A 23,608-nucleotide genomic window follows, 5' to 3' on the forward strand; every position below is an offset into this window, starting at 1 on the left:
CGGCCGCACCCCACCGCGCGAGCCGTCATCGGCCGATGACGCCACGGCCCCGGCCGCCGCACCACCCCAATCGGCGGCGGCTCAGTCCTCGTCGGCGAGGATCAGGTACAGCTTCTTCCGCGCGTCGCCGACGACGGCGAGCGCCTTGTCCCGCTGCTCCTTGGTGCCGGTCTTCCAGACCTGGGCCAGCGCCTCCATCACGCCGACGCCGGCCTGCCGGATCTCCTGCGCCGCCTCCCAGTCCACGCCGCGCCCCGCTTCCTCCCACGGAGCCCGCGGCCCGGCCTCGGCCTCGGTACGGCCCTCCTCGGTCAGCGTGAACAGCTTCTTGCCGCCTTCGCTGACGCTGCTGATCAGCCCCTCGTCCTCCAGGAGTTGGAGCGTGGGGTAGACCGAACCGGGGCTGGGGCGCCAGGCGCCGCCGCTGCGCTCGCCGATCTCCTGGATCATCTCGTAGCCGTGCATCGGACGGTCGCGCAACAGCGCCAGGATCGACGCCCGTACGTCGCCGCGCCGCGCCCTCCCCCGCGGCCCGCCACGCCCCCGACCACCGAACGGCGGCCCGCCGAAGGGCGGCCCGAACGCCCCGAAGGCGGCCCGCCGCCCCTCGCCCTCTCCCCAGTCGTGCCCGGCCCCACGCTGCCCGCGCCCGTGCCCATGGCCGTGCCCGAATCCGAATCCGTGTCCCATGATCTTGCTCCTTCTGTTCGCGTCTGACGTTCACTCCCTGTCACGACCGAAGCCAGCACTACATCGTCAATCGATCGCGATGTCTCAACGATATATCGGAACCGATCGACCGACAAGACCCTTCCCCCGACGAACCGTGTTCTGCCTCGCCGGACCCTGACCGATCTCACCGAAGTGCGACGACCGTCCTGTTCGTCTCGTCGAAGCCTGATCACCGCCAGGGTCGCCTCGTGGATCAGGCCGCGTACCCTCGGCCGCGTGCCTCGTCATGCGAAGAAGCCCCGCCGACTGGTCGCCGACGGACGCGTGTACATGTGGACGATGCGTCACAGCCACCGAAGGGACGACGACGGCCGGCCCGTGGACTGCCGCCACGTCCTCACCCTGTCCCCACAGCCGGCCGGCAGCGGCGGCCCGCTGCGCATTGCCTTCGCCGACGGCCCCGGCCGGTACATCCCGGGCGGGGCTCCCTTCGGCTCCGGGGACGTGGGCTTCACCCGAGGGTCAGACCTGAACCTGCACGAGCCCGGCGCCGTCCGAGCCCTGCTCGACGTGGCGCTGGCCCGCGGGTGGCAGCCGGAGGAGCGGCCGGTGGTGGAGGTCGACGGCTGGTCCCTGCTGGAGGCGGCGGCCACCGCGCGAGCCAGGGGCGCCGGGCCCGAGGGCCCATAGGAGTGGCTCCTTTCGTCTGACTTCACCGACCCTCAGACGAGCCCACCGCGGGCCTGCGCCGACGATACGTACTGGTCAGGCCAGTTCACCGCGTACGTCCGCTCCTTGGTCGGCCTCGTCCGTGATGTGCCGCTTGGGCCCGTCACGCCTTGGCGGCGAGTGGCCGCCACCTGTTCCAGGTGTCGAGGCGCTTCCGGTAGGCGGCTTCGACGACGGGATAGGGGTACGTGCCGAGGAAGAGCCGCAGGGGAGGTTCGTCCGTGTCGACCAGTTCGAGGATGACGTCGGCGGTGGCCCGCGGGTCCCGCGGTGCGCGGGCGGTGGCGCCGGCCCGGCGTGCCGCGCGGACCGGCTCGTAGGCGGCGATGGGTTCGGTGTGCACCGCGGAGGAGCCTGACCAGTCGGTGCCGTAGGGGCCGGGTTCGACGATCGTGACGTGGATGCCGAGCGGGCCGACCTCCTGCGCCAGTGCCTCGCTCATCCCCTCCAGCGCCCACTTCGAGGCGTTGTACAGCCCGAGGGTGGGGAAGGCGGCGAGGCCGCCCAGGCTCGACACCTGCACGATGTGTCCACTGCCCCGTGCCCGCAGACACGGAAGGGCCGCCTGCGTCACCCACAGGGGGCCCAGCAGGTTGGTGTCCAGCTGGGCGCGGGCTTGCTCCTCGGTGGCCTCCTCGATCATGCCGAAGAGGCCGTAGCCCGCGTTGTTGACGACCACGTCCAGGTGGCCGAAGGCTTCGGCGGCCTGCCGTACGGCAGCGGTGACGGCGGCCCGGTCGGTGACGTCGAGCACCAGCGGGAGCACCCTTTCTCCGTACGCGTCGGTCAACGGCTTCAGGGCCACGGGATGGCGCGCCGTGGCGGCAACGCGGTCGCCACGCGATAGGGCGGCTTCGGCCCAGATCCGGCCGAAGCCACGGGACGCGCCGGTGATGAACCAGGTCTTCTCCATGCCCTCGACCCTGCTTCCTCCGTCGGAGCGGAGCCAGCACCCCCGGAGGGTTACCCTTCGGCCATGGCCGCCGACAACGCGCTCGGAGAGTTCCTCAAGGCCCGGCGGGGGCGGGTTCCGCCCGCGCACGCGGACCGGTCCGCCCACGGCCGGCGCCGGGTCGCGGGGCTGCGCCGGGACGAGTTGGCCCGCCTTGCCGGGATCAGCGAGCCGTATCTGACCCGGCTGGAACAGGGCGTCGACCGGCACCCGTCACCGCAGGTGTTGCGGGCGCTCGTACGGGCGCTGGAGCTGGACACCGACGCCTCGGCGCACCTGTTCGTGCTCGCCGACCCGGAACCCGTACGGCCCTCGGAGACCGAAGTCACGCCCGGCGTGCGCCAGTTGCTCGACACATGGGCGGGCAGTCCCGCGTTCGTTCGCAACCGGCGGTTCGACGTTCTGGCCGCGAACAGATGGGCCCGCGCGCTCGCCCCGCTGTACGAGCCCGGACACAACCTGGCCCGGGAGATGTTCCTCGACCCCACGGCCCGCCGGCTGTTCCCGGGCTGGCCGGAGGTCGCCGCACAGACCGCCGCGGCCCTCCGCGCCGAGGCCGACCCGCGTGACCCGAGGACCGTGCGGCTCGTGACCGAACTGGAGGCGGACGACGACTTCCGCGACCTCTGGGCCCGCAACGACGCCCGGCCCGCCCGCGACGAGCTCAAACGGTTCACACATCCGGTTGCCGGGGAACTCGCCCTTCGCCGGCAGGCCCTCACCGTCGGCGGCGCGGAGCAACAAGTGGTCATCGTCTACCTGGCCGCACCCGGAAGCCCCTCCGAGACCGCCCTGGCCACCCTCGCTCGACTTCCCTGACGCCCGGCAGGGGTTCCCGATCACCAGCGTCGCAAGCGCGTCCACGCGCCGGCGGTGCCATCGCAGGGGCAGGCGGTGATGGGCTTGCCCGAGCTGTCTGGTCAGGAGAGCTGCCTTGGCGGTGGGTTCGTCGACTATGCGTGCGGTGCAACTGAGCTGTACAGCCGCGTAGAAGGTGGTGGGAACGCCGTGTTCGGGCGGTAGGTCCGCGTCGGCCAGCCAGGGGCCTGGTACGAAGACGTAGTCGTCCGCGACGCTGAGCAACACCTCCGGGCACGCCTCGATCGCTGACCAGATCGGGTGGGGTCGGGCCAGGTGCAGCAGGGCCTCCCGGCGTTGTTCGTCGTAGGCGAAGTGCGTGGGCTGCACGAGCGGCGGCGCGCCGGGCGGGCCGTTCACCGCGAGGTGGCCGAAGCCGTGACGGGCCAACCCTTCCTGCACCAACCCGTGAGGCGGGCCGACCGAGTACAGGGTCACGGTGTGATGTTGCCACCGTCCTCAGCCATTTTGACCTCTCTGTGGAGGCCCCACTCGTCGAGGCCGGAGTAAATCCAGGCGGTGCGAGCCCTGGGGAAGGAGAAACACTAGGCCTCCCCGGAATAGATCGCCACCAATGAGTCAGTCCCCCGCCACCAGGTGTCCGTCAGGCCCATCACCTCTGGCACCGGCTCGTATGCGTCCAACTTGATGCGGTCGACGTCATCACCGGTGACCTTGGTGATCTGCTTGGCCCACATGAATGCGTGGTGGCTCAACGCGAGCGACTCCACCCATCCCTCAACGGTCGCATGAAGGGGAGTCCAGCGATCTGCGTGGATACCGAACTCTCCAGCTGGCCCGATCATGAAGGAGAAAGGCACTGCCGTCCGCTGCGTGCCTGCCTCGAACCACCACACCTCAGACATTGTCCCTGTCGGCGAATCAGCGTCGAAGCACTTGGGGCCACCGTCGTACTGGGCTGCGGGCGGCAGGAGCAGACCGCCCCATCGCTCCTGAAAGGCCGCCATCCGGTCGATCACGGAAGCAGGCACTTCCCGGTCAAGCCACCACTGCCTGTGCTGTTCGAGTTGCTTGGCATCGACCTTGATGCCGTGCGTACCGACAAACGACCGAGCTCTTCGAGTCAGCCCGTCGGGCAAGTCATTGACGAGGTGAAGATTCACGGCGAGGACGCTACCGGTGGAACTCTGCGCCAGCCTCACAGCTTCCGTAGCTCAGCCGCCGTCCTGCTCGTGGAGCACTGGCAACCCGAGCGAGACGCCCGCTGCGCTGAGAGCGGCGGGCCTGCTCGCGCTTGCTGCGCGGGAAGATGAGGATGAGGGCGAGCCCTTTGGTCTCACTCGCCAGTCCTCTCCGACAGCGCGTTTGCGGCCCGCGAGGACCTCCGCCAGTTCACCGAGGCGGAGCAGCGTTTTCGGGTTGGCGCTGAGCATCGAGCAGCGGATGTCCCGTTGACCGAACTAACTGTGACGCATTCTGGGCCTCGCCCGAGATCAACGAACCGTAACTGCAAGGGGCTTCTGGCTCCGGACGGCGGTCATCTTCCGGGTTCGGGCCGGCCACGCCGCTCTGGACACGACCATGGGCTATGCCGCGATCTACTCGGAGGACGTGATCTCTCATCATCGGGCCTTCATCGCCCGCCGCAGAACCGAGCGGCCCAGCGAGGAGTACCGCGAGCTCACCGTCACCGAGTGGGACGAGTTCCTGGCCCACTTCGAGCTCCGCAAGGTCGCCCTGGGAACCTGTGGCCGCGACTACGCGACCCCTTGCCAGCATGGAAACGCCTGTGTCAGATGTCCCCTACTTCTCGTTGACCCGGCCCACATGCCTCGTCCGCAGGAGATCCACGCCAACCTCATCGACCGCCTCCAGGAGGCCCGCGACCAGGGCTGGCTCGGCGAGGTCGCCGCCATCGAGACCACCATGGCCGCCGCCGCGCAGAAGCTGGAGGAAATGCGCGACCGTGCAGCACAGCCCTCCACCGTTCATCTCGGCATGCCCGACTTTCGCCGCGATGCCGGGCGAAGCAGCGCCGAGTTCAAGGACTGATCTCCGACGGGAACTCGCTCTTCGGCTCGCGAAGGGCGGGCCGTTGCCGCTTGGCGAGACTCGAGACGATCAGGTCGAGCCGCTATCGTGCGACGGTGACCGGTTCTGCACAGCCTCCACTGCTCTTCCTCGATGTCGACGGACCCCTCATTCCCTTCGGAGCAACGTCGCAGCAATGCCCAAACGGCTATCCGACCTATCCGGTCCCAGAACCGCAGGGGGCCAGCGCGAACCCGTTGCTGGCCAGGATCAATCCGGCGCACGGGCCCCGGCTGGCGGCGCTGCCGTGTGATCTGGTTTGGGCCACGACATGGATGGCGGATGCGAATGAACACATAGCTCCGCGGATCGGCCTGCCTCAGTTGGCGGTGGTGATTTGGCCGGAGTCGTCCGACCAAGAAGAGCAGGACGAGCGAGACGGACTGCACTGGAAGACCCGCGCCCTCGTCGACTGGGCTGCCGGACGCTCATTCACGTGGGTCGACGACGAGATCACCGACACCGATCGCGCCTGGGTATCCGCGCACCATCCAGGACATGCTCTGCTCCATCGAGTCGACCCCCGCCTGGGCCTCACCGAATCGGACTTCGCCACCCTCGCCGACTGGTTGCGCAGGACTCACCAGGCACTCACGTCGCTCGGCGCGTCTTGAGCCTTCCCAAGTCAGCCCGTCCGCGACACGCCGAAGCCCTCGAACTTCACAAGACTCTTCATCATCTTTGTGAGCGGGCCGGCGCTCGACGTTTCCGAGGGCTGCTTCAAGGTCAGCTCGGTTAAGCAAGTGTGTTCGTGGGCGTGGGACGTCCCGTAAGGCGGACGGCGAGCATGGGGCCGTCGACATCGCTTCTTGGCCCGCAGCCGATACTCCGGCCCATCACTCACCGCATACGGTCAGGACCCCCGACAGCGTCGCCCCCAGCCCTGGCGGCCGGCCGACCCTGTTTATGCTCACGCCCATGGCACTCGAATGGGAACAGATCATCGTCGACTCCTCCGACCCCATCGCCCTCGGGCGCTGGTGGGCCGAGGCTCTCGGCTGGGTGGTGGTCGACGAGTCCCAGGAGATCATCGAGATCCGGCCTGAGCCCGACCAGATGCCTGGTCTGCTCTTCGTGCCTGTCCCCGAGGGCAAGACGTCGAAGAACCGACTCCACCCCGACTTCCGCCCCGACGACCAGGAGGCCGAGGTCGCCCGGCTGCTCTCCCTCGGTGCCCAGCGCGCCGACACCGTACGGGACGAGCAGCACTGGGTGACCCTCCTGGACCCAGAGGGCAACGAATTCTGTGTCCTGGGTGAGCGGAAGAGCTGAGTAGGGGCCGGGCAGCCGTTCGGAGCGTAGGCGCCGGACGGTTTGCTCGATCAGCCGCTCGACCGCGTGGCTTTCGTTGGCTGCTCAGAACAGTTGCGGGACAATCGGGAGCACGTGCGCGAGCGCCAGCGTCGGCCCCAACCGTCCTTGCTCCGTCGAGAGGTGGCGCGGCCGCGAGAGGGGCCCGCGACCGGCGCGGGGCGTGGGCCCGGTGGCCCGGCGACGCGTACCCGCTTCCGACGAGCTGTCCGCGCCGACGAGTCCGGCACGCCCCGCCCAGCGGCCGGTTGGCTCGCTTCGAGCAGAGCGTCCCCGTAACAACCAGCGGAAAACCGCTCGACGGGCCGAGTCGGGCCCGTCATGATCCGCTCTCGTGACGTCTTCCCCGCACCACCTGGTCCACGCCGCCGCCCGCAACAACGCCGAATGGTGTGCGGCGATGAGCCGATCGCACGGCCTGACGGGCGAGTTTCGGGCGGATGCCTGGGCCTCTCCGGCCCGCACGCCGCTGTACTACCCCGACGCGGTGACGCTGGTGCCGGGCGCCGACCGGGCCGCGCTGGTGTCCCGGATCGACACCACAGCGCCCGGCGCCACCATCAAGGACAGCTTCGCCGACCTCGATCTGACGGAGGCCGGCTTCCACGTGCTGTTCGACGCGCAGTGGCTGCACCGTCCGGCGAGTGCGCCCGCCTGCGCGCCGGATCTCTCCTGGGAGGTGGCGAGCGATCCGGCCGCGCTGCGCGCCTGGGCGCTCACCTGGGACGGCGGGGAGGGCAACGCGGACCTCTTCCGCCCCGAACTACTCGACGACCCGGCCACCTTCGTGCTCGCGGGACAGTCCGCCGATGACCAGGTACTCGCCGGCGCGGTGGCGAGCCGCGGTGACCAGGTCGTCGGCGTCTCCAACGTCTTCGGCCTGGACGGCGGTCCGGACTCGACCTGGCCCGGCGTACTGAACACCCTGCACAAGCTGTTCCCCACCCTGCCGGTGGTCGGCTACGAGCAGGGTGAGGACCTGACGGCCGCCGTCCGCCATGGCTTCGAGCCGGTCGGCCCGCTGCGGATCTGGCTGCACAGCCAGTAGTCGGACCGACTCCAGGGCGCCGCTGGGCTCTTCGGCCGCTTCGCCGGTGCTGCGCCGCGCCCGTGGCGGCAGGCTGCCGCCCGGCCGTTCGCCCCCCGCCCCGCACGAACCAGCAAGCGCCACCCGCTACCACACCAACCAAACGATGGTCCCGAAGCTTGTCCCACCTGACTGTCAGTGCCCTCCCCTAGAGTCGCGCGCATGACCGAACCCACCTACCTGGCCGCGGTCCGGGAATCGTACGACACCGTCGCCGCCGACTACGCGGAACGCGTCAAGTCCCCGGCGGAGCTGGACCCGTTGTCCCGCGCCATGCTGGCGGCCTTCGCCGAGACCGTACGGGCGGTCGACCGCGGGCCGGTCGCGGATCTGGGGTGCGGGCCGGGGAAGGTCACGGCGTACCTGACCGAGTTGGGCGTGCCCGCGTTCGGCGTCGACCTGTCGCCCAGGATGGTCGAGTTGGCCCGGCGGGCGTACCCACGGGTGCGTTTCACGGTGGGCTCGATGACCGCGCTGCCGATAGCGGACGCCGAACTCGGCGGTGCCCTGGCGTACTACTCCACCCACCACACCCCGCCGGACGTGCTGCCGTCCGTGTTCGCCGAGTTCCACCGCACGCTGGCCCCCGGCGGCCAACTGATGCTGGCCGGCTACGTGGGAAACGACGAGCTCATACGTCCGACGCAGGCGTACGGCGGCCATCCGGTGTCCTACGAGTCCCACCTCGTGCCACCGGATCGAATAGCCGACCTGCTGGCGCGGGCCGGCCTCCTGGTCAGTGCGCGACTCGTGCAAGAGCCCGGCCAGCGAACGAAGCGAACGGTCGTCACGTTCCTGGCCGCGAAGCCCGAGCAGCGCCGAACACCGCGATAAGGGCGCGACCTGACCAACCGCGAACCGCGGCGCCCGAGCGGAGAAGGGGGAGCCCAGAAGAAGGACAGCGACGGAGGGATGGCTCAGGAGGCGGACGGCTCGGTCTCCCCCGCGAAGACGATCACCTGGTCGATGAGGTTCCGTCGCAGATGGACGACGTCCGTTCCCGCCAGGCGAGGACCGCCGTCAGGCGTGGTGAAGACCCACTGGTACCGGGCCCATTCGCCGGGCATGTCCACCGCTGAGCAGCGCACCATCGTGCCGGTCCCCGCCGGATGCCGCCGGATGTCCAGCACGAACCGCTCGACCGCCGCGATTCCCTCGCTGCGGCCCAACGGTCCCCAGAAGACCACGTCCGAGGTCAGGGCCTGGGAGAGCAGCGCGGTCACATAGCTGTCGTCCGAGGCGTTGAACGCGGAGATGAACATGTCGATCGCGGAGCGTGCGGTCTCTTCCTGCATGTCCCAGTAATACCAGCCGTTTCGCGTGCGCTCGTCCCACAAGCCGCCTTCTGATCACGGTGAACCACCCCGGTCACAGCACTGGTGAACCACCCCGGTCACAGGACTAGGGTCGGGCCCATGCGCCTCCGGATCGTCGACGCCTTCACCGACCGCCCCTTCGCCGGCAACCCGGCCGCGGTCGTCCTCCTCCCCTCGGGCCCGTTCCCCAGCGACCGGTGGCTCGGGCAGGTCGCCGCCGAGGTCAACCTCTCGGAGACGGCGTTCGCCCACCCGCTCCCGGACGCGCCCGACGCGGACTGGGCGCTGCGCTGGTTCACGCCGACGACCGAGGTCGCGATGTGCGGGCACGCCACGCTGGCCACCGCCCATGTCCTGCACGCCACGGGGGCCGCCACGGGCACGATCCGCTTCGCCACCCGCAGCGGGATTCTCACCGCGACGCCGGCTACCCCCGCCAGCACACTCGCCCCCACACCTACACCCACACCCGCCCCCGGCACCAGCACCAGCACCAGCACCAGCACCAGCACCAGCACCAGCACCAGCCAACCGTCCGGTGTCACCGCCACCGCCATCACGCTGGACTTCCCCACCGCGCCGCTCACCCCGCTGGACACCCCGCACGGCACCGGCGCGGCGCTCGGCGCGACCCCGTTTGCCTGCTACGACACCGGTCCGCAGGTGGGGGATCTGCTGGTGGAACTCGCCGACGAGGCCACCGTGCGTGGCCTGAGCCCCGACCTGGCAGCGGTGGCCCGGCTCCCGCACCGGGGGGTCATCGTGACGGCACCCGCCCGGACGCCCGGCGACTACGACTTCGTCTCGCGCTTCTTCGGCCCCGCGTCCGGCATCGACGAGGACCCGGTGACCGGCAGCGCCCACACCGCCCTGGCACCGCTGTGGTCACCCCGAATCGGCCGCGCCGAACTCACCGGGCTCCAGGTCTCGCCGCGCGGCGGCCGTGTACTCGTCCACCTGCGCGGCGACCGTACGCTCCTCACGGGCCAGGCCGTCACCGTCATCGACGGGGAGCTGCTCACTGCTCCGGAAGCCAACTGACCTTGCCCTCAAGGAGTCCGTACCCGCCGAACGCCACGATGTCGATGAGCGCGTGGGCGGCGACGAGCGGCCCCACCCGGCCCCACCGCCGGTACAGCAACACGAAGATCACGCCCATCGCCACGTTGCCGAAGAACCCGCCGATGCCCTGGTAGAGGTGGTACGAGCCGCGCAGCACCGCGCTCGCCGCCAGCGCCGCCATCGGGCCCCATCCCAACTGCCCGAGCCGCCGCAGCAGGTACCCCACCACGATCACCTCTTCGAGCACCGCGTTCTGCACGGCGGAGGCGACGAGCACCGGGTACTTCCACCACACGTCCGGCAGCGACTCGGGCACCACGGTCAGGTTGGCGCCCGCTGCCCGCGCCCCGATGTAGAGCAGCAGCCCCGAGCCCCCGATGCACGCCGCGACCAGGGCCCCCCAGCCCAGGTCGAAGCGGCGGGCCCGCAGGTCGAAGCCGATCGCGCGGAGCCCCGAACCCTCGCGCAGCAACAGGTGGGCCACCAGCGCCACGGGCACCAACGCGGTCGTGATCCCGAAGAGTTGCCAGGCGAGGTCGAGCCAGGGTCGCCCGGGGGCCGCCGAGGTGTTGAGGTTGGCGGTCTGGTCGCTGAGCCCACCGGGTTCCGTGGCCGAGCCGATGAAGTCGATCAGCGCGGACACCCCGCTGGCCCCCAGCGACACCGCCAGCACCAACAGCGTCTCGGTGCCGAGCGTCCGCCTCGACAGCCCGCCACCCGGTGCGGGGCCGGTCACCTCACGCGCCTGCGACCGCACCACTGCCCTGCCTCCAAGAGCTCGACCTACCGGATGGGCGCGATGGGCCGCGCGCTCCTCGCGGGCCACCTCACCTGGGAGGTCATAGCTTGCCTGACGTTCGCCCGGGGCACGACACAGGGGCCCGCAGGCCGGGGCTCGGGCCGTCACCAGGGCCCACACCATCGGTGCGCCGTCGGCGCGGCCCGGTCAGCCGTCCACCCCCACGGGCCAGGTGTGCACCGGCTCCCCCGTACGCATCAGCGCGCAGTAGCGGCGGGTCATGGCAGCCAGCGCGTCCTGCCTGGCCAGGCCGGCGTCCAGGGCCCGGTGGTAGGTGGCCGTCTGCCAGGACGCCCCGTTGACCCGCCGGCGGCAGCGTTCGGCGATCACTCCGAGGTAGCGGTCCCGGTCCGTCGGCTCCACGCCCCACGCGTCGAGGCCGGCCGCCGCCAGCGGCAGCAGTTCCTCCTGGACGAGCCGTACGGCGGACACCCGGGTCAGCGCCCCGGACCGGCCCGGACGCGGCCAGCGCAACACCGCGTCGATGCCGTCGCGGCAGGCCGTGTCGAAGTTGTCCGCGGCCACCGCGAACGGCATCCGCCGCCAGACCGGGCGCGGCTGGTCGGCCAACGCCCTGACCAAGCCGTAGTAGAACGCGGTGTTGGCTATGACGTCGGTGACCGTGGGGCCCGCGGGAAGCACCCGGTTCTCCACCCGAAGGTGCGGCACGCCGTCGGTGACCTGGTACACCGGTCGGTTCCAGCGGTAGATGGTGCCGTTGTGCAGCGCCAGCTCGGCGAGTTCGGGGACGCCGCCGTCGTCGAGCACCTTCAACGGGTCCTCGTCCCCACTGATCGGCAGCAGGGGCGGGAAGTAGCGGAGGTTCTCCTCGAAGAGGTCCTGTGCAGAATCGATCCAGCGCTCTCCGAACCACGTGCGGGGGCGCACGCCCTGCTCGATGAGTTCGGGCGGCCTGGTGTCGGTGGACTGTACGAACAGCGGTGGCCGCGACTCGCGCCACAGCTCCCGCCCGAAGAGGAACGGCGCGTTCGCCCCCACCGCTATCTGCGCCGCCGCGACGGCCTGCGCCGCGTTCCACACGTCCGCGAACCTGCTCGGCGTCACCTGGAGGTGCAGTTGCACCGACGTACAGGCAGCCTCCGGCGCTATCGACGCGGAGGTACAGGTCAGCCGCTCTGCGCCGGCGATGTCGATGGTGAAGTCCTCACCCCTGGCGGCCAGCATCTCGTCGTTGAGCAGCCGGTACCGGTCGCCTCGCGAGAGGTTCGCGGAGACCAGGTCGTGCGCCGCCAGGGTCGGCAGGATGCCGATCATGACGATGCCGGCGGAGACTTCGCCGGCCTTTCTGTCGGCATATGCAAGGCCGGTACGCAACTCCTCCGACAACTGGTCGAAGACCCGCCCGTGCATGCGGTGAGGGACGATGTTCACCTCAAGGTTGCACTGGCCAAGTTCCGTCTGGAAATCCCCGCTCGCGATGCGCTCAAGGACCTCGGCGTTCAGCATCCGCGGCATGCCGTCGGAGCCGGCGAGATTCAGCTCGATCTCCAGGCCCATGAGGTTCTTTGGACGCTCGAATCGCTTCTCTTTCAACAGCCGGGCGAAAGCGTCCAGGCATTGGCTCAGCTTTTCGCGATGCCGTTGCCGATCGGACAGGTCAAACCCGCCTGCCACGATCTTCTCACCCATAGAAGCGTCCCTCCTAGACGGGATCACGGCCACGCCAGCCGCCCGAGCCCGGCTCGGGATGTGGAGCCGGGGTAAGTCACGGTCGATGATGCCCAGGCAGTGTGATCCATAACGCCCCGTCCAGGCTCTGGGACGACTAAGCTCCGGGTAGCGAAACCGCTGGTCCCTCTGGACGGCATACGTCGGCCTAGCAGCTTGGCACTCTTTTCGAAGCAGAAAAGACGGGCGACTTTCAGCCTTCCGGCTACGAGATAAAAGCCACGGTCAGCCTCTGAAAAGACGGCACAGAAACGGATCAATCACCACAACGTAAGGTCCGGATATGCCCTTGCCGAGTTGACCGCAGGAGCGTCGGCAAAGGGAAAGGGAACACCTGTCGTATAAACTCGCCAATGAGGCGGAGAGTGGCGACCCGGCAATCGGTTCCGGCCCACCTCCGACCCCGCGCACAGACAGTGCCGTCCCGCACCCCCGTAGCACCTGTCTCGAAGTGAGAGGCGACTATGCCGCTGCATGTCTCCCCAGCCCCGGCGCCCGCGTTACGCAGCGTCCTCGCGGCCCTCGGTTCCCCCACCGCCGTCCGTGAGGCCCGCACCCCGGCCCTGCGCTCCGAACCGGGTCCGCTGACCGCCGAGCACCCGCTCCCGCTCCACGTCCTGGACCGCGTGTCGCCGCGCGGCGGACGGGCGGCGACGCCCACCACTCGGCTCGCCGGCTGGCGTTTCCTGATCGTCGGCGCGGACCACGCCGTCGCCGCCGCCGAGGCGATGTTCACGCCCGACGGCTGGGCCTTCTCGCACTTCTGCGAGGGCCCGTACGTGGCCTCGACCGAGAACGCCCTGCGGCGCGCGGAGGCGCTGCCCGCCGCGTACCAGCCCAGGCTGCTGTCCGTACCCGAGTTGTACATGCTCACGCTGTGGCTGCACCGCGACACGACCGCCGATGTCGACGCCGGCCACCCGGCACCGACGGACCTGCTGGTGCCGCTCGCCCCCGCGCCGCCCGGCATCGCGCCCAACCTGCCGCACCGGGTCGCCGACCTGTTGCCCATGCTGACACTCCGCATCACCCCCGGACCCCTGCTGGGATCGCCCGCCTGACGCATTGGAGCGAGCCCGTTGCGCCCCGCGACACCCCAGGTCGTGGGGCGCGCGGCATCCTGTCCGCCGACGCGCGTTCCCCCCAAAGGACTAGTGCATGCCGACTAGCAGGAACCACCCGTCGGGATGATGCGCCGCACGACAACCATCCCGACGAGTGACGCGTCTTCCACTGGAGAGAAGCGCTGCCGCTAAATGCCTGCGAAATCACGCTCGCAGGACAAGACTGAGACCAACCAACAGTTACGGGGGGCGGCAATGGATACCGCACCGAGCCGCAGGACAGCTACCACGTCACAGCGAAAGATTCCTTCCATGTGCCAGCACCAACCACCGTGCCCGACAGCCGAATCCGCTGACCGGGAGGCGGCCCACCTCGTGGCCCACCACCCCGAACAGGGCTGGAGCCTGTTGTGCAACGGGGTCCTGCTCTTCGAGGACACCGGGGAGCTGCTGCCGGACGGCCAGGTCATCGACCCGCACCGGCCGCTGAGCACCGAGCACGTCGTCACCGCCGCCTGACCCCTGCCCGCCGACGCGGGCACCGACAGGCGAGCACGCCGTCGCCGTACGGCAGGGGCCGCGAACCCGCGTCAGACCGTACGGCGGCGTGCCCCAGCACCACGCGAGTACGAGCACCGCGCGGACACGTACGGCGCAGCACCAAGCACGCAGCACGCAGCACGCAGCACGCAGCACGCAGCACGCAGCACGAAACACCAGGGGCCGGCCCGGCGTCACCGCCGAACCGGCCCCCTCGCATGTCCGTCGCGCGTCGGTCAGTCGCGACCACGCACCACGCCGGACCGCCTAGCTCTCGTAGCTCTCCGGCGGCGGGCACGAGCAGACCAGGTTGCGGTCACCGAACGCCCCGTCCACCCGGCGAACCGGCGGCCAGTACTTGTCCGAGGCCGCCACGCCGGCCGGGAACACGGCCTCTTCCCTGCTGTACGGGTGGTCCCAGTCGCCGCCGACCGTGGCCGCCGTATGCGGGGCGTTGCGCAGCGGGTTGTCCTCGGCCGACCACTCGCCGGAACCCACCTTGGCGATCTCCGCACGGATGGCGATCATCGCCTCGCAGAAGCGGTCGAGCTCGGACAGGTCCTCGCTCTCCGTCGGCTCGATCATGAGCGTGCCGGCCACCGGGAACGACATCGTCGGCGCGTGGAAGCCGTAGTCGATCAGCCGCTTGGCGACGTCGTCGACGGTGACGCCGGTCTCCTTGGTGAGTCCGCGCAGGTCGACGATGCACTCGTGCGCCACCAGCCCGGCCGGGCCGGTGTACAGCACCGGGTAATGCGGTTCGAGCCGCTTGGCGATGTAGTTGGCGCTGAGCACCGCGACCTGCGTGGCGCGGCGCAGCCCCTCGCCACCCATCAGGCGCACGTACGCCCAGGAGATGGGCAGGATGCCGGCCGAGCCCCAGGGCGCCGCGGAGACGGGGCCCACGCCGGTCTCGGGGCCGGCCTCGGGCTGGAGCGGGTGGTTGGGCAGGAACGGCGCCAGGTGCGCGCGCACGCCGATCGGGCCGACGCCGGGGCCGCCGCCGCCGTGCGGGATGCAGAACGTCTTGTGCAGGTTCAGGTGCGAGACGTCGCCACCGAAGTGGCCCGGCTTGGCCAAGCCGACCAGCGCGTTGAGGTTGGCGCCGTCCACGTACACCTGGCCGCCGGCGTCGTGCACCGCGGCGCAGATGTCGCTGATGTGCTCCTCGAACACGCCGTGCGTCGACGGGTAGGTGACCATGAGCACGGCCAACTCGTTGCCGTGCTTCTCGATCTTGGCGTGCAGGTCGGCCGTGTCGACCTCGCCGTCGTCGCCGGTCTTGACGACGACGACCTTCATGCCGGCCATCACGGCGCTCGCGGCGTTGGTGCCGTGCGCGGAGGAGGGGATCAGGCACACGGTGCGCTGCTCGTCCCCGTTGGCCCGGTGGTAGGCGCGCACGGCCAGCAGGCCGGCCAGCTCGCCCTGCGACCCGGCGTTGGGCTGGAGCGAGACCTTGTCGTAGCCGGTGACCTCGGCGAGCCGGTCCTCCAGCTCCCTGATCAGCGTGAGGTAGCCCTGCGCCTGCTCGATGGGCGCGAACGGGTGCAGCCCGCCGAACTCCGGCCAGGTCACCGGCTCCATCTCGGTGGTCGCGTTCAGCTTCATCGTGCAGGAGCCGAGCGGGATCATGCCTCGGTCCAGCGCGTAGTCGCGGTCGGCGAGCTTGCGCAGGTAGCGCAGCATCGCGGTCTCGGAGCGGTGCTGGTGGAAGACGGGGTGGGTGAGGTAGTCGCTGGTACGCAGCAGCGACTGCGGCAGCGCGTCGGCCACGGCGGCGTCCAGCGCCTCCACGTCGGCGTTGATACCGAACGCGCCCCACACGGCGGCGAGCTGCGCGCGACCGGTGGTCTCGTCGCAGGCGATGCCCACCTGGTCGGCGTCGACGAGCCGCAGGTTGACGCCGGCCTCGCGCGCGGCGGCCACGACCTCGGCGGCCCGACCCGGAACCCGCACGGTCAGCGTGTCGAAGTACGCCTCGTGTACGACCTCCACCCCGCCGGCCCGCAGCCCCTCGGCGAGCACGGTGGCGTAGCGGTGCGTACGGCGCGCGATGGCGGCCAGGCCCTGGGGGCCGTGGTAGACGGCGTACATGCCGGCCATCACGGCGAGCAGGACCTGCGCGGTGCAGATGTTGCTGGTGGCCTTCTCACGGCGGATGTGCTGCTCGCGGGTCTGCAGCGCCAGCCGGTACGCCTTGTTGCCGTCCGCGTCCACGGAGACGCCGACCAGCCGGCCCGGCAGGCTGCGGGCGAACTTGTCGTCGACGGCCATGAACCCGGCGTGCGGACCGCCGAAGCCCAGCGGCACGCCGAAGCGCTGGGTGCTGCCGACGGCGATGTCGGCGCCGAGTTCGCCGGGCGAGGTCAGCAGGGTGAGGGCGAGCAGGTCGGCGGCGACCGTGACGACGGCGCCGAGCTCGTGGGCCCGCTCGATGACGGCGCGCGGGTCGCGGAGTGCGCCGGAAGCGCCGGGGTACTGGAGGAGGATGCCGAAGACACCGCGCTCGGCGATCTCGTCCGGGATGCCGTCGGACAGGTCGGCGACGACGACCTCGACGCCGGTCGGTTCGGCGCGGGTCTGGATGACGGCGATGGTCTGCGGCAGACAGTCCGCGTCGACGAGGAAGACGCCCTGCTTGACCTTGCCGACCCGGCGGGAGAGCGCCATGGCCTCCGCGGCGGCGGTGCCCTCGTCCAACAGGGAGGCGCTCGCGGTGGGCAGCCCGGACAGGTCGGACACCACGGTCTGGAAGTTCAGCAGCGCCTCGAGGCGGCCCTGCGAGATCTCGGGCTGGTACGGCGTGTACGCGGTGTACCAGGACGGGTTCTCCATCACGTTGCGCAGGATCACCGGCGGGGTGAACGTGCCGTGGTACCCGAGGCCGATCATGGGCGTGACGACCTCGTTGCGGTCGGCCAGCTCGCGCAGCTCGGCGAGCACCTCCGCCTCGGTCCTGGCGTCGGGCAGCCGCAGCGACTCGGCGCTCTTGATCACGTCGGGCACGGCTGCCGCGGTCAGCTCGTCGAGCGAGCCGAAGCCGACCTGGGCGAGCATCTTGGCCTGCGCCTCGCGGTCAGGCCCGATGTGGCGCTCGTCGAAGGGCGTGCCGCGCTCCAACTCGGTCAGGGAGATGCGGTGTGCGGTCATCTACGGGGGCCTCCTGGTCAAGCGACCTTGGGGGGCACCAAGGCGCTGGTGCCCGTACGGCCTCCCCCTCTGTCATCTCAACCTGAGAGCTTCACCGGCCCGCGCAGCGATCCGGCTTTCACCGTCGGTGAGGAAGGGCTCCGGCATGTTGCCCGTGACCCGCCCTGCTTTCCAGAGTGACCTCGTCCGTACGGTACGTGTGCCTGAGAGATTCCGGGGAGGATTTGCTCCTTCGGCGCCCCCGCCAGCTTGCGACGGAGAGCTCTCCCGCACGGGGTCGACAGCCGTCTGCCAGCCTACCAGCGGCGATGTCGGCCAGCCCCTCAAGTGGCCGACGAGCTGGATCTGGCCTTACGTAGGTGTCATAGGGGGCAGTCATGACTTTGTTGGAGGTGATGGACGGTGCACACGGACACCGACCCGCGGCAGTTGATAGGCCGCAAGGCGTTCGACCGCCACGGCACGAAGATCGGCACGGTGGACGAGGTCTATCTCGATGACGCGACGGGCGAACCCGAGTGGGCAGCCGTGCGCACCGGCTTGTTCGGGCGCGATGTCTTCGTCCCGCTGGAGCCGAGCGAGGTGGTCGACGAGACGCTGCGCATCCCGTTCGACCGGGCGTTGATCAAGGGCGCCCCGGACCTCGGCGTCGGCCGGCACCTCTCGCCCGAGCAGGAGGTCCAGCTCTACCGGCACTACGGGCTCGACACCTCGCGGCGCGGCCCCGCCCCTCCCCCGGACACCGGCTTCGGGCGCATCGCCGGCGAGGAGAGTCCGGGCGGCTCACCCTCCGACGGCTGACCCGCCGGCGCCGGCCGCCACCCCGCCGCCGGCCCCGATGTCCACGGCCGGCAGGTCGGCTGCCGGCGCCCCGGGCGGTATCTCCGGGCGCACCAACGGCAGGGGCTCGGCAGGCGCGAGGGCCGGGTCGTCGACGGCGAACGTCCGCACACGGCCCGGCGCCGACCAGGGCTGCTCGAACCGCACGGTCACCCGCCCCACGCCGCTGCCCTGCACCCAGCCGGGGCCGTACTCCGCGTGCACGACGTCGTGACCCGGCAGCCAGTGCCTGGGAAGCTCGGGCGACGGCTCGAATATGGGGCCCTGCGGGGCGCTCTCCGGGCCCGGGGCCGGCCCGGGGTCAGGTCTGCCCGAAGCCTCGTCCCGGGCCCGCTGGGCCCCTTCCAGCGCTTCACGCTCCATGGCGGCCTGCGCGAAGAGGTCCTCCTGCGTGTAGTCGGCCAGACCGGTGACGCCGACGCCGAGGAGGCGCACTCCCTCGCTCGTCTCCACGCCGTCGATGAGCCGCCGCGCGGCCTCCCGCACCACCGAGGGGTCGTCCGTGGGGCCGCGTAGCGTCTCGGAGCGGGTGAGCGTCGAGAAGTCGTAGCGCCGGACCTTGACCACGACCGTGCGCCCCGACCTGCCCGCCTCCCGCAGCCGCTCCACGCACCGGTCCGCGAGCCGGGCCACCTCGAACTGCACCCGCGAGCGGTCGGTGAGGTCCTCGTCGAACGTGTCCTCCACGGAGACCGACTTGGTGTCCCGGTCGGCGACCACCGGGCGCTCGTCCCGCCCACTGGCCAGCGCGAACAGCGAGGCGCCGTGGGCCTTGCCGAGCAGCCGCACCAACTCGGCCTCCCCGGCCTCGGCCGACTCCGCCACGGTGTGGATGCCGGCGCGCCGCAGCGCCTCGGCCGTCGCCGGACCGACTCCGGGGATGGCCCGCACCGACATCGGCCCGAGCAGCGCCATCTCGGTGCCCGGCTCGATCACCACCAGGCCGTCGGGCTTGGCCTGCTCGGAGGCGATCTTGGCGAGCATCTTGGAGCCGGCGAGCCCGACCGACCCGGAGAGCCCGGTCGCGGCGGCGATGTCGCGGCGCAGCCGCTCTCCCACCGCGCGGGCCGCCTCCAATCGGGGCTCCACGCCGCCGACTTCGAGATCGACGAACGCCTCGTCCAGGCTGAGCGGCTCCACCAGCGGCGACAGCCTCGCCAACAGTCCCATCACCACGTCGCTGACCTGCCGGTACAGCGAGAAGCGCGGCGTGAGGTAGGCGGCGTTGGGGCACAGCCGGCGGGCCTGCGCCATGGCCATGGCCGAGTGCACCCCGAAGACCCGCGCCTCGTACGAGGCCGTGGACACGACGCCGCGCGGCCCAAGCCCCCCGACGATCACCGGTTTCCCACGCAAGCTGGGCTTGGATGCCTGCTCCGCCGCCGCGTAGAAGGCATCCATGTCCAGATGCAGGATTGTTGGCGCACCCCTCACACCACGATAGTGCCGTACGCCACTGACAACCGGGCTCAGACCGCGCGGTTGCGCCGCCTGGCCAGCTCGTCCCCGGGGTGGTGGCGGGCCAGCGTCTCGCCGGTGTCCACGCGCTCCCCGTGCAACTGGGACAGCGCCGCCTCCACGTCCCGCCACACCACGCCGACGGCGATGCCGAAGACGCCCTGGCCGCCCTGGAGCAGGTTCACGACCTCGTCCGGCGACGTGCACTCGTACACCGTCGCCCCGTCGCTCATCAGGGTCATCTGCGCCAGGTCGGCGTCCCCGCGCAGCCCCAGGTGCCGCACCGCGGTGCGGATGTTCTGGAGCGAGACGCCGGTGTCGAGGAGCCGCTTGACGATCTTGAGGACGACCACGTCGCGGAAGCTGTACAGGCGCTGGTTGCCGGAGCCGTGAGCCGGCCGCACGCTCGGCTCCACGAGTCCGGTACGCGCCCAGTAGTCGAGCTGCCGGTAGGTGATGCCCGCCGCCGCGCACGCCGTGGGCCCGCGGTAGCCGACGTCCTCGGACGCGGGCTCCTCGGGAGCCATGGCGCGTGTCGCGACCGGCTGTCCGGGCGCCGATCCGGCCCCGCCCCCGGGAAGCGGATACGGACCGCCTGCCGCCGTGCCCTCGCCGGTGCTTCTCACGCCGACCTCCGTCCTTGACCTGCCTTCTCGACGGTAGGCAGTCACTCGGGGTGCGTCAACGATCGCCACACTCGGCACGCCGAGTGATAATCACCCTGGGAGTGGTTTACCACGACACTCCGCCGGGAACGGCTGGCCGGATGTCCATCACGGCCGGCGTCAGCGGCTCACTGGCTGTTGGTGTCGAAGTCTTCCGGAGAGATCTGGTCGAGGAACTCGCGGAACTTCTCGACCTCGTCCTCCTGCTCGTCCGGGATGGCGATGCCCGCGTCGTCCAACACACCGTCGCTGCCGTAGATCGGCGTTCCGGTGCGCAGAGCCAGCGCTATGGCGTCCGACGGCCGGGCGCTGACCTCCACGCCGCTGGCGAACACCAGCTCCGCGTAGAAGACGCCCTCCCGCAGGTCGGTGATCCGGACCTCGGTGAGTTCCTGACCCACCGCTTCCAGCACGTCCTTGAAAAGGTCATGGGTCAGCGGTCGCGCGGGGGCCATGCCCTGCTGCGCGAAGGCGATGGCAGTCGCCTCTCCCGGCCCAATCCAGATGGGCAGGTACCGGTCGCCTCCCACTTCACGGAGAAGCACGATCGGCTGGTTGGAAGGCATTTCCACCCGGACACCCACGACGTCGAGCTCATTCACACAGCAACCCTAGGACCTGGTCGACCGGTTTGGGTAGTCGGGCACCGCGGCACTCAGTGCAACCTGACCCGCAGCGCGGCTTCCACGAGCGCCGCGTGCAGCCGTACGGACAGCCCCGCCAGCTCCCGGGCGGTGGCCTCCGCATGGGCTCTGGTCTGCGGGTTTCTATGCCTGCGCAGGGGTGCGACGAGCTGCTCGACAAGGCCGGCCTCCCGATCGGCGGCGGCCTTGATGGCCCGAAGATGGCGCGGTTCCAGACCAGCCCTGCCGAGATCGGCGATGAGCTTGGCCACGGCGACCGCGCCGACGTCGTATCCGCCGTCCGAGGCGGCGCTGAGCAGCCCGTAGGACTCCCACTCGGCCAGTTCCGCCTCACCCACCTCGGCGGCGGCCAGCAGCTCCGCACGGCCGACCCTGGCCGCCGTCGGCTCCTCCGCCGCCGGCGGCTCCCCGTCGAGCAGGTCGCGGGGCTGGGCGGGAGCGGGTAGCGGCACCTGCTCCCCGCGCTCCAGGGCGTCCAGGTGCTCCCGGATGACCTTCAGCGGCAGGTAGTGGTCGCGCTGCGTGCGCAGCACGTACCCGAGCCGCTCCACGTCCGCCCGGGAGAACTTCCGGTAGCCCGAGGGAGTGCGCTGGGGCTCGACCAGCCCCTCGGCCTCAAGAAAGCGGATCTTCGAGATCGTGACCTCGGGGAACTCGTCCCGAAGCAGGTTCAGCACGGCCCCGATGCTCAGCAGCCGGCCGTCCGCGGGGGCGGTGCCGTGTCCGGCACCGCCCGACGGTGAGTGACGCATGAACCTTCCTCGGCTCCCCTGGTCGCTCAGATGCCGAATCCCCGCTGGCTGGCGTAGAAGACCAGCCGGTACTTACCGATCTGCACCTCGTCGCCGTTGTTGAGCAGCACGGCGTCGATCCGCTCACGGTTGACGTAGGTGCCGTTCAGGCTGCCCACGTCGGCGACCGAGAAGCCGCCGTCAGGGCCACGGCGGAACTCCACGTGCCGGCGCGAGACGGTGACGTCGTCGAGGAAGATGTCGCTGTTCGGGTGACGACCGGCCGTCGTCAACTCGCTGTCCAGCAGGAAGCGGCTCCCCGAGTTCGGGCCGCGCCGGACGACCAGCAGCGCCGACCCCGCCGGCAGCGCGTCCACCGCGGCCTGGGCCTCCGGCGTCAGCGACGGCAGCGGCGTCTGGCCGGTCGTCTCGGAGTCGTACGCCTCAAGGCCCGAGATCGAGATGGTGGACGTCGTCTCCGAGGCACGCTCGGGCGTCGCTCCGGCCCGCAGCGGCGTGCCGCAGTTGGAGCAGAACTTGCTCGTGGCGCTGGCCTGGTGCCCGCACCTGGGGCAAACAGGCACCCCGGACCCTCCACCCGTACTTGAGGCTGATCGTTCCCCGAAACCTATGGGTCCGGCTCCGGCAGGGTCAACAGACGACGCGCCGTGGCCACCGGGCTGGCCACCGACCTGGTCCCGGAACAGCGGGCGCTCCTCCTGAGCCCCGCTTCCTTCGGCAGCGCGCCCTCGATGGCGAGCGGTGCCACCCTCCGGGCGTGCACTCTTGCCGAACAACTTCGCAAACAACTTCACGGGCGATTCCCCTTGACTGAAACAGACCCGCCCGTGGGGCAGGACAAACCCTCGATGCACACACCGGCTGACCCGGACACCCTCACAACGTCCGTGACCACCAGACAGTTTCCCTCACGCGCCCCGTATCTGGTGCGCCGACCCCCCGCTGGCTTCCACCCGCGGCACGGGGCCCCCATACGTCCCCCGCTCCTCACGATGACGACCGAGCGTAGTCAGGCCGCTTCGCCGATCGCAAGGCGTCCACGACGATCTTCTCGTGCCGCTTGATTGACACGTTCGCGCGCTCCTTCTCCAGAGTCTGCACCACCCCACCAGGAATGTTGAGCGCGGGCTCAAGATCCTCGGGCTTGCCGATGACCGTGAACTCGTAGGGCTGGCTCACCTCGTGGCCGTCGATCTCGATGCCCTTGCCCCCGTCGGCGAAGTACGTGTTGGCCACGACCCGCACCTCGTTGATCTGGATGGCCTCCGCGCCGGCCGCGCGCAGCTCCTGGATCGCGTCGAGCAGCATGTCGGCCTCCACCGCGCCGCGCGTGTCGTCTATGCGCAGCGTGATGCCGGGGCCCTGCGCGGCCACCGTACCCGCGAGCACGCCCAGTTGCTGCTCCTTCGCCTTGGTCTGCCTACGCGCCTCCTCGGCCTGGTCCGAGCTGTTCTCCAGCTCGGTGCGCTGGCCGACGAGGCGCTGCTTCTCGTCCTCAAGACGTTGGGTGCGGTCGTCAAGTTCATCCAGGATGCGCACCAGGTCCTCCTGGCGCGCCCCGCGCAGCACACTGCTCTCGTTGGTCGAGCGCACCTGAATGGCCAGGCCGAGCCCCAGCACGCACAGCAGCAGGGCCACGGTGAGCTGGGGGCGGGTCACCCGGGGCGGCCACAGACTCGCCAGCAGCCGCTTACGGCCCGTCATCGAACCATCGGGTACGGGAGGTTCGGGAAGCGGCTGGCGGTGCGCCGAGGCCCGGGGTGCGGGGCGCTCGGCGGGCAGCTCGCGACGCAGCCCGCCGAAGCGGTAGCCGTGCCCCTTGCCGTCGCCCGAGCGTCCGTCCGTCCTCTCCGACGGCTGCTCGGCGGCCCCCTCGTCCCTCGGGGCGGCCGGCTGCCCCGCCTCCTGGTCCGCTGGCTCGGGGCGCGGTGGCTCGGGCCGGTCGGGGGTCTCGTCGTTGGACAT

At 70.6% G+C, this 23,608-nt stretch carries 24 protein-coding genes, 1 pseudogene and 1 riboswitch; of the genes and pseudogenes, 11 read left to right on the top strand and 14 right to left on the bottom strand.

The features are described 5' to 3' along the window. Positions 1-81: 81 nt before the first annotated feature. Positions 82-690: a PadR family transcriptional regulator gene (locus OYE22_RS01945; RefSeq protein ID WP_277318764.1), complete on the bottom strand. Its 609-nt coding sequence runs from the start codon at positions 688-690 to the stop codon at positions 82-84. 258 nt (positions 691-948) lie between these two features. Between OYE22_RS01945 and OYE22_RS01950 the strand changes: the two genes are divergently transcribed. After that, entirely contained in the window at positions 949-1,362 is a 414-nt protein-coding gene (locus tag OYE22_RS01950) for a hypothetical protein (RefSeq protein ID WP_277318765.1), read from the top strand. A 142-nt stretch (positions 1,363-1,504) separates the two neighbouring features. Here the strand turns inward: OYE22_RS01950 and OYE22_RS01955 are convergent, their stop codons facing one another. Next, entirely contained in the window at positions 1,505-2,314 is an 810-nt protein-coding gene (locus OYE22_RS01955; protein ID WP_277318766.1) for an SDR family oxidoreductase, read from the bottom strand. Between the two features lie 63 nt (positions 2,315-2,377). Here OYE22_RS01955 and OYE22_RS01960 point away from each other — a divergent pair, with 63 nt between their 5' ends. Further along, entirely contained in the window at positions 2,378-3,172 is a 795-nt protein-coding gene (locus tag OYE22_RS01960; protein ID WP_277318767.1) for a helix-turn-helix transcriptional regulator, read from the top strand. Positions 3,173-3,238: 66 nt separating this feature from the next. Here OYE22_RS01960 and OYE22_RS01965 read toward each other — a convergent pair. Both OYE22_RS01965 and OYE22_RS01970 read right to left on the bottom strand, forming a co-directional pair. Then, positions 3,239-3,649, bottom strand: a pseudogene (locus tag OYE22_RS01965) (FMN-binding negative transcriptional regulator); the annotation flags it as partial. Positions 3,650-3,756: 107 nt separating this feature from the next. Next, positions 3,757-4,335 carry a hypothetical protein gene (locus OYE22_RS01970; protein ID WP_348652175.1) on the bottom strand — a complete coding sequence of 193 codons (579 nt, stop codon included), beginning with the start codon at positions 4,333-4,335 and terminating at the stop codon, positions 3,757-3,759. A 448-nt stretch (positions 4,336-4,783) separates the two neighbouring features. On the opposite strand from OYE22_RS01970, the gene OYE22_RS01975 reads away from it, so the two are divergent. From OYE22_RS01975 to OYE22_RS01995, 5 genes are all read left to right on the top strand, one after another. Then, a complete protein-coding gene (locus OYE22_RS01975) occupies positions 4,784-5,224 on the top strand; it encodes an integrase (RefSeq protein ID WP_277318768.1) in 441 nt (146 codons plus the stop codon). Positions 5,225-5,319: 95 nt separating this feature from the next. Then, positions 5,320-5,877, top strand: coding sequence for an HAD domain-containing protein (locus OYE22_RS01980; protein ID WP_277318769.1), 558 nt, complete (start codon positions 5,320-5,322; stop codon positions 5,875-5,877). A gap of 304 nt (positions 5,878-6,181) precedes the next feature. After that, the gene (locus tag OYE22_RS01985; RefSeq protein WP_277318770.1) at positions 6,182-6,535 is read left to right on the top strand and encodes a VOC family protein; all 354 of its coding nucleotides are present in this window, start codon (positions 6,182-6,184) and stop codon (positions 6,533-6,535) included. 373 nt (positions 6,536-6,908) lie between these two features. Further along, positions 6,909-7,622, top strand: a complete 714-nt coding sequence (locus tag OYE22_RS01990) for a hypothetical protein (protein WP_277318771.1) — start codon at positions 6,909-6,911, stop codon at positions 7,620-7,622. A gap of 201 nt (positions 7,623-7,823) precedes the next feature. After that, complete coding sequence (locus OYE22_RS01995; RefSeq protein WP_277318772.1) at positions 7,824-8,495, top strand: class I SAM-dependent methyltransferase; 672 nt, start codon at positions 7,824-7,826, stop codon at positions 8,493-8,495. Between the two features lie 83 nt (positions 8,496-8,578). On the opposite strand, the gene OYE22_RS02000 is transcribed toward OYE22_RS01995, so the two are convergent. After that, on the bottom strand, positions 8,579-8,956 hold the full coding sequence (locus OYE22_RS02000) for a nuclear transport factor 2 family protein (RefSeq protein ID WP_277318773.1): 378 nt from the start codon (positions 8,954-8,956) through the stop codon (positions 8,579-8,581). A gap of 120 nt (positions 8,957-9,076) precedes the next feature. Here OYE22_RS02000 and OYE22_RS02005 point away from each other — a divergent pair, with 120 nt between their 5' ends. Further along, positions 9,077-10,018 carry a PhzF family phenazine biosynthesis isomerase gene (locus OYE22_RS02005; protein ID WP_277318774.1) on the top strand — a complete coding sequence of 314 codons (942 nt, stop codon included), beginning with the start codon at positions 9,077-9,079 and terminating at the stop codon, positions 10,016-10,018. Here the strand turns inward: OYE22_RS02005 and OYE22_RS02010 are convergent. Next, entirely contained in the window at positions 9,996-10,796 is an 801-nt protein-coding gene (locus OYE22_RS02010) for a type II CAAX endopeptidase family protein (protein ID WP_277323943.1), read from the bottom strand. The two genes, OYE22_RS02005 and OYE22_RS02010, sit on opposite strands and share 23 nt — an antisense overlap. Before the next feature lie 189 nt (positions 10,797-10,985). Continuing rightward, positions 10,986-12,488: a glutamate--cysteine ligase gene (locus tag OYE22_RS02015; protein WP_277318775.1), complete on the bottom strand. Its 1,503-nt coding sequence runs from the start codon at positions 12,486-12,488 to the stop codon at positions 10,986-10,988. 503 nt (positions 12,489-12,991) lie between these two features. On the opposite strand from OYE22_RS02015, the gene OYE22_RS02020 reads away from it, so the two are divergent. Both OYE22_RS02020 and OYE22_RS02025 read left to right on the top strand, forming a co-directional pair. Continuing rightward, entirely contained in the window at positions 12,992-13,588 is a 597-nt protein-coding gene (locus OYE22_RS02020) for a hypothetical protein (protein ID WP_277318776.1), read from the top strand. 315 nt (positions 13,589-13,903) lie between these two features. After that, a complete protein-coding gene (locus OYE22_RS02025; RefSeq protein WP_222624040.1) occupies positions 13,904-14,110 on the top strand; it encodes a DUF5999 family protein in 207 nt (68 codons plus the stop codon). 288 nt (positions 14,111-14,398) lie between these two features. On the opposite strand, the gene gcvP is transcribed toward OYE22_RS02025, so the two are convergent. Beyond that, positions 14,399-17,284, bottom strand: coding sequence for an aminomethyl-transferring glycine dehydrogenase (gene gcvP, locus OYE22_RS02030; protein WP_277318777.1), 2,886 nt, complete (start codon positions 17,282-17,284; stop codon positions 14,399-14,401). 181 nt (positions 17,285-17,465) lie between these two features. After that, positions 17,466-17,564: riboswitch (glycine riboswitch) on the bottom strand. 122 nt (positions 17,565-17,686) lie between these two features. Here gcvP and OYE22_RS02035 point away from each other — a divergent pair. Then, a complete protein-coding gene (locus tag OYE22_RS02035) occupies positions 17,687-18,085 on the top strand; it encodes a PRC-barrel domain-containing protein (protein WP_277318778.1) in 399 nt (132 codons plus the stop codon). Here OYE22_RS02035 and OYE22_RS02040 read toward each other — a convergent pair. The 6 genes from OYE22_RS02040 to OYE22_RS02065 all read right to left on the bottom strand — a co-directional run bounded on the left by OYE22_RS02040 (position 18,068) and on the right by OYE22_RS02065 (position 23,608). After that, entirely contained in the window at positions 18,068-19,558 is a 1,491-nt protein-coding gene (locus OYE22_RS02040) for a DNA polymerase IV (RefSeq protein ID WP_277318779.1), read from the bottom strand. The genes OYE22_RS02035 and OYE22_RS02040 overlap by 18 nt on opposite strands. 35 nt (positions 19,559-19,593) lie before the next feature. After that, entirely contained in the window at positions 19,594-20,208 is a 615-nt protein-coding gene (locus tag OYE22_RS02045) for a MerR family transcriptional regulator (RefSeq protein WP_277318781.1), read from the bottom strand. 167 nt (positions 20,209-20,375) lie between these two features. Beyond that, positions 20,376-20,849: a bifunctional nuclease family protein gene (locus OYE22_RS02050; RefSeq protein WP_014044725.1), complete on the bottom strand. Its 474-nt coding sequence runs from the start codon at positions 20,847-20,849 to the stop codon at positions 20,376-20,378. A gap of 53 nt (positions 20,850-20,902) precedes the next feature. Further along, entirely contained in the window at positions 20,903-21,643 is a 741-nt protein-coding gene (locus OYE22_RS02055; RefSeq protein WP_277318783.1) for a MerR family transcriptional regulator, read from the bottom strand. 26 nt (positions 21,644-21,669) lie between these two features. Then, on the bottom strand, positions 21,670-22,206 hold the full coding sequence (locus OYE22_RS02060; RefSeq protein WP_269475435.1) for an FHA domain-containing protein: 537 nt from the start codon (positions 22,204-22,206) through the stop codon (positions 21,670-21,672). Between the two features lie 424 nt (positions 22,207-22,630). Continuing rightward, positions 22,631-23,608, bottom strand: a complete 978-nt coding sequence (locus OYE22_RS02065; RefSeq protein WP_277323944.1) for a DUF881 domain-containing protein — start codon at positions 23,606-23,608, stop codon at positions 22,631-22,633.

Source organism: Streptomyces sp. 71268 (assembly GCF_029392895.1).
GTDB lineage: Bacteria > Actinomycetota > Actinomycetes > Streptomycetales > Streptomycetaceae > Streptomyces.

Excerpts from the sequence above, each read along its gene's own strand:
- OYE22_RS01945 (WP_277318764.1), bottom strand. The coding sequence starts at position 690 with ATGGGACACGGATTCGGATTCGGGCACGGCCATGGGCACGGGCGCGGG.
- OYE22_RS01955 (WP_277318766.1), bottom strand. The coding sequence starts at position 2,314 with ATGGAGAAGACCTGGTTCATCACCGGCGCGTCCCGTGGCTTCGGCCGG.
- OYE22_RS01960 (WP_277318767.1), top strand. The coding sequence starts at position 2,378 with ATGGCCGCCGACAACGCGCTCGGAGAGTTCCTCAAGGCCCGGCGGGGG.
- OYE22_RS01985 (WP_277318770.1), top strand. The coding sequence starts at position 6,182 with ATGGCACTCGAATGGGAACAGATCATCGTCGACTCCTCCGACCCCATC.
- OYE22_RS01995 (WP_277318772.1), top strand. The coding sequence starts at position 7,824 with ATGACCGAACCCACCTACCTGGCCGCGGTCCGGGAATCGTACGACACC.
- OYE22_RS02000 (WP_277318773.1), bottom strand. The coding sequence starts at position 8,956 with ATGCAGGAAGAGACCGCACGCTCCGCGATCGACATGTTCATCTCCGCG.
- OYE22_RS02005 (WP_277318774.1), top strand. The coding sequence starts at position 9,077 with ATGCGCCTCCGGATCGTCGACGCCTTCACCGACCGCCCCTTCGCCGGC.
- OYE22_RS02015 (WP_277318775.1), bottom strand. The coding sequence starts at position 12,488 with ATGGGTGAGAAGATCGTGGCAGGCGGGTTTGACCTGTCCGATCGGCAA.
- OYE22_RS02020 (WP_277318776.1), top strand. The coding sequence starts at position 12,992 with ATGCCGCTGCATGTCTCCCCAGCCCCGGCGCCCGCGTTACGCAGCGTC.
- OYE22_RS02025 (WP_222624040.1), top strand. The coding sequence starts at position 13,904 with ATGTGCCAGCACCAACCACCGTGCCCGACAGCCGAATCCGCTGACCGG.
- gcvP (WP_277318777.1), bottom strand. The coding sequence starts at position 17,284 with ATGACCGCACACCGCATCTCCCTGACCGAGTTGGAGCGCGGCACGCCC.
- OYE22_RS02055 (WP_277318783.1), bottom strand. The coding sequence starts at position 21,643 with ATGCGTCACTCACCGTCGGGCGGTGCCGGACACGGCACCGCCCCCGCG.
- OYE22_RS02065 (WP_277323944.1), bottom strand. The coding sequence starts at position 23,608 with ATGTCCAACGACGAGACCCCCGACCGGCCCGAGCCACCGCGCCCCGAG.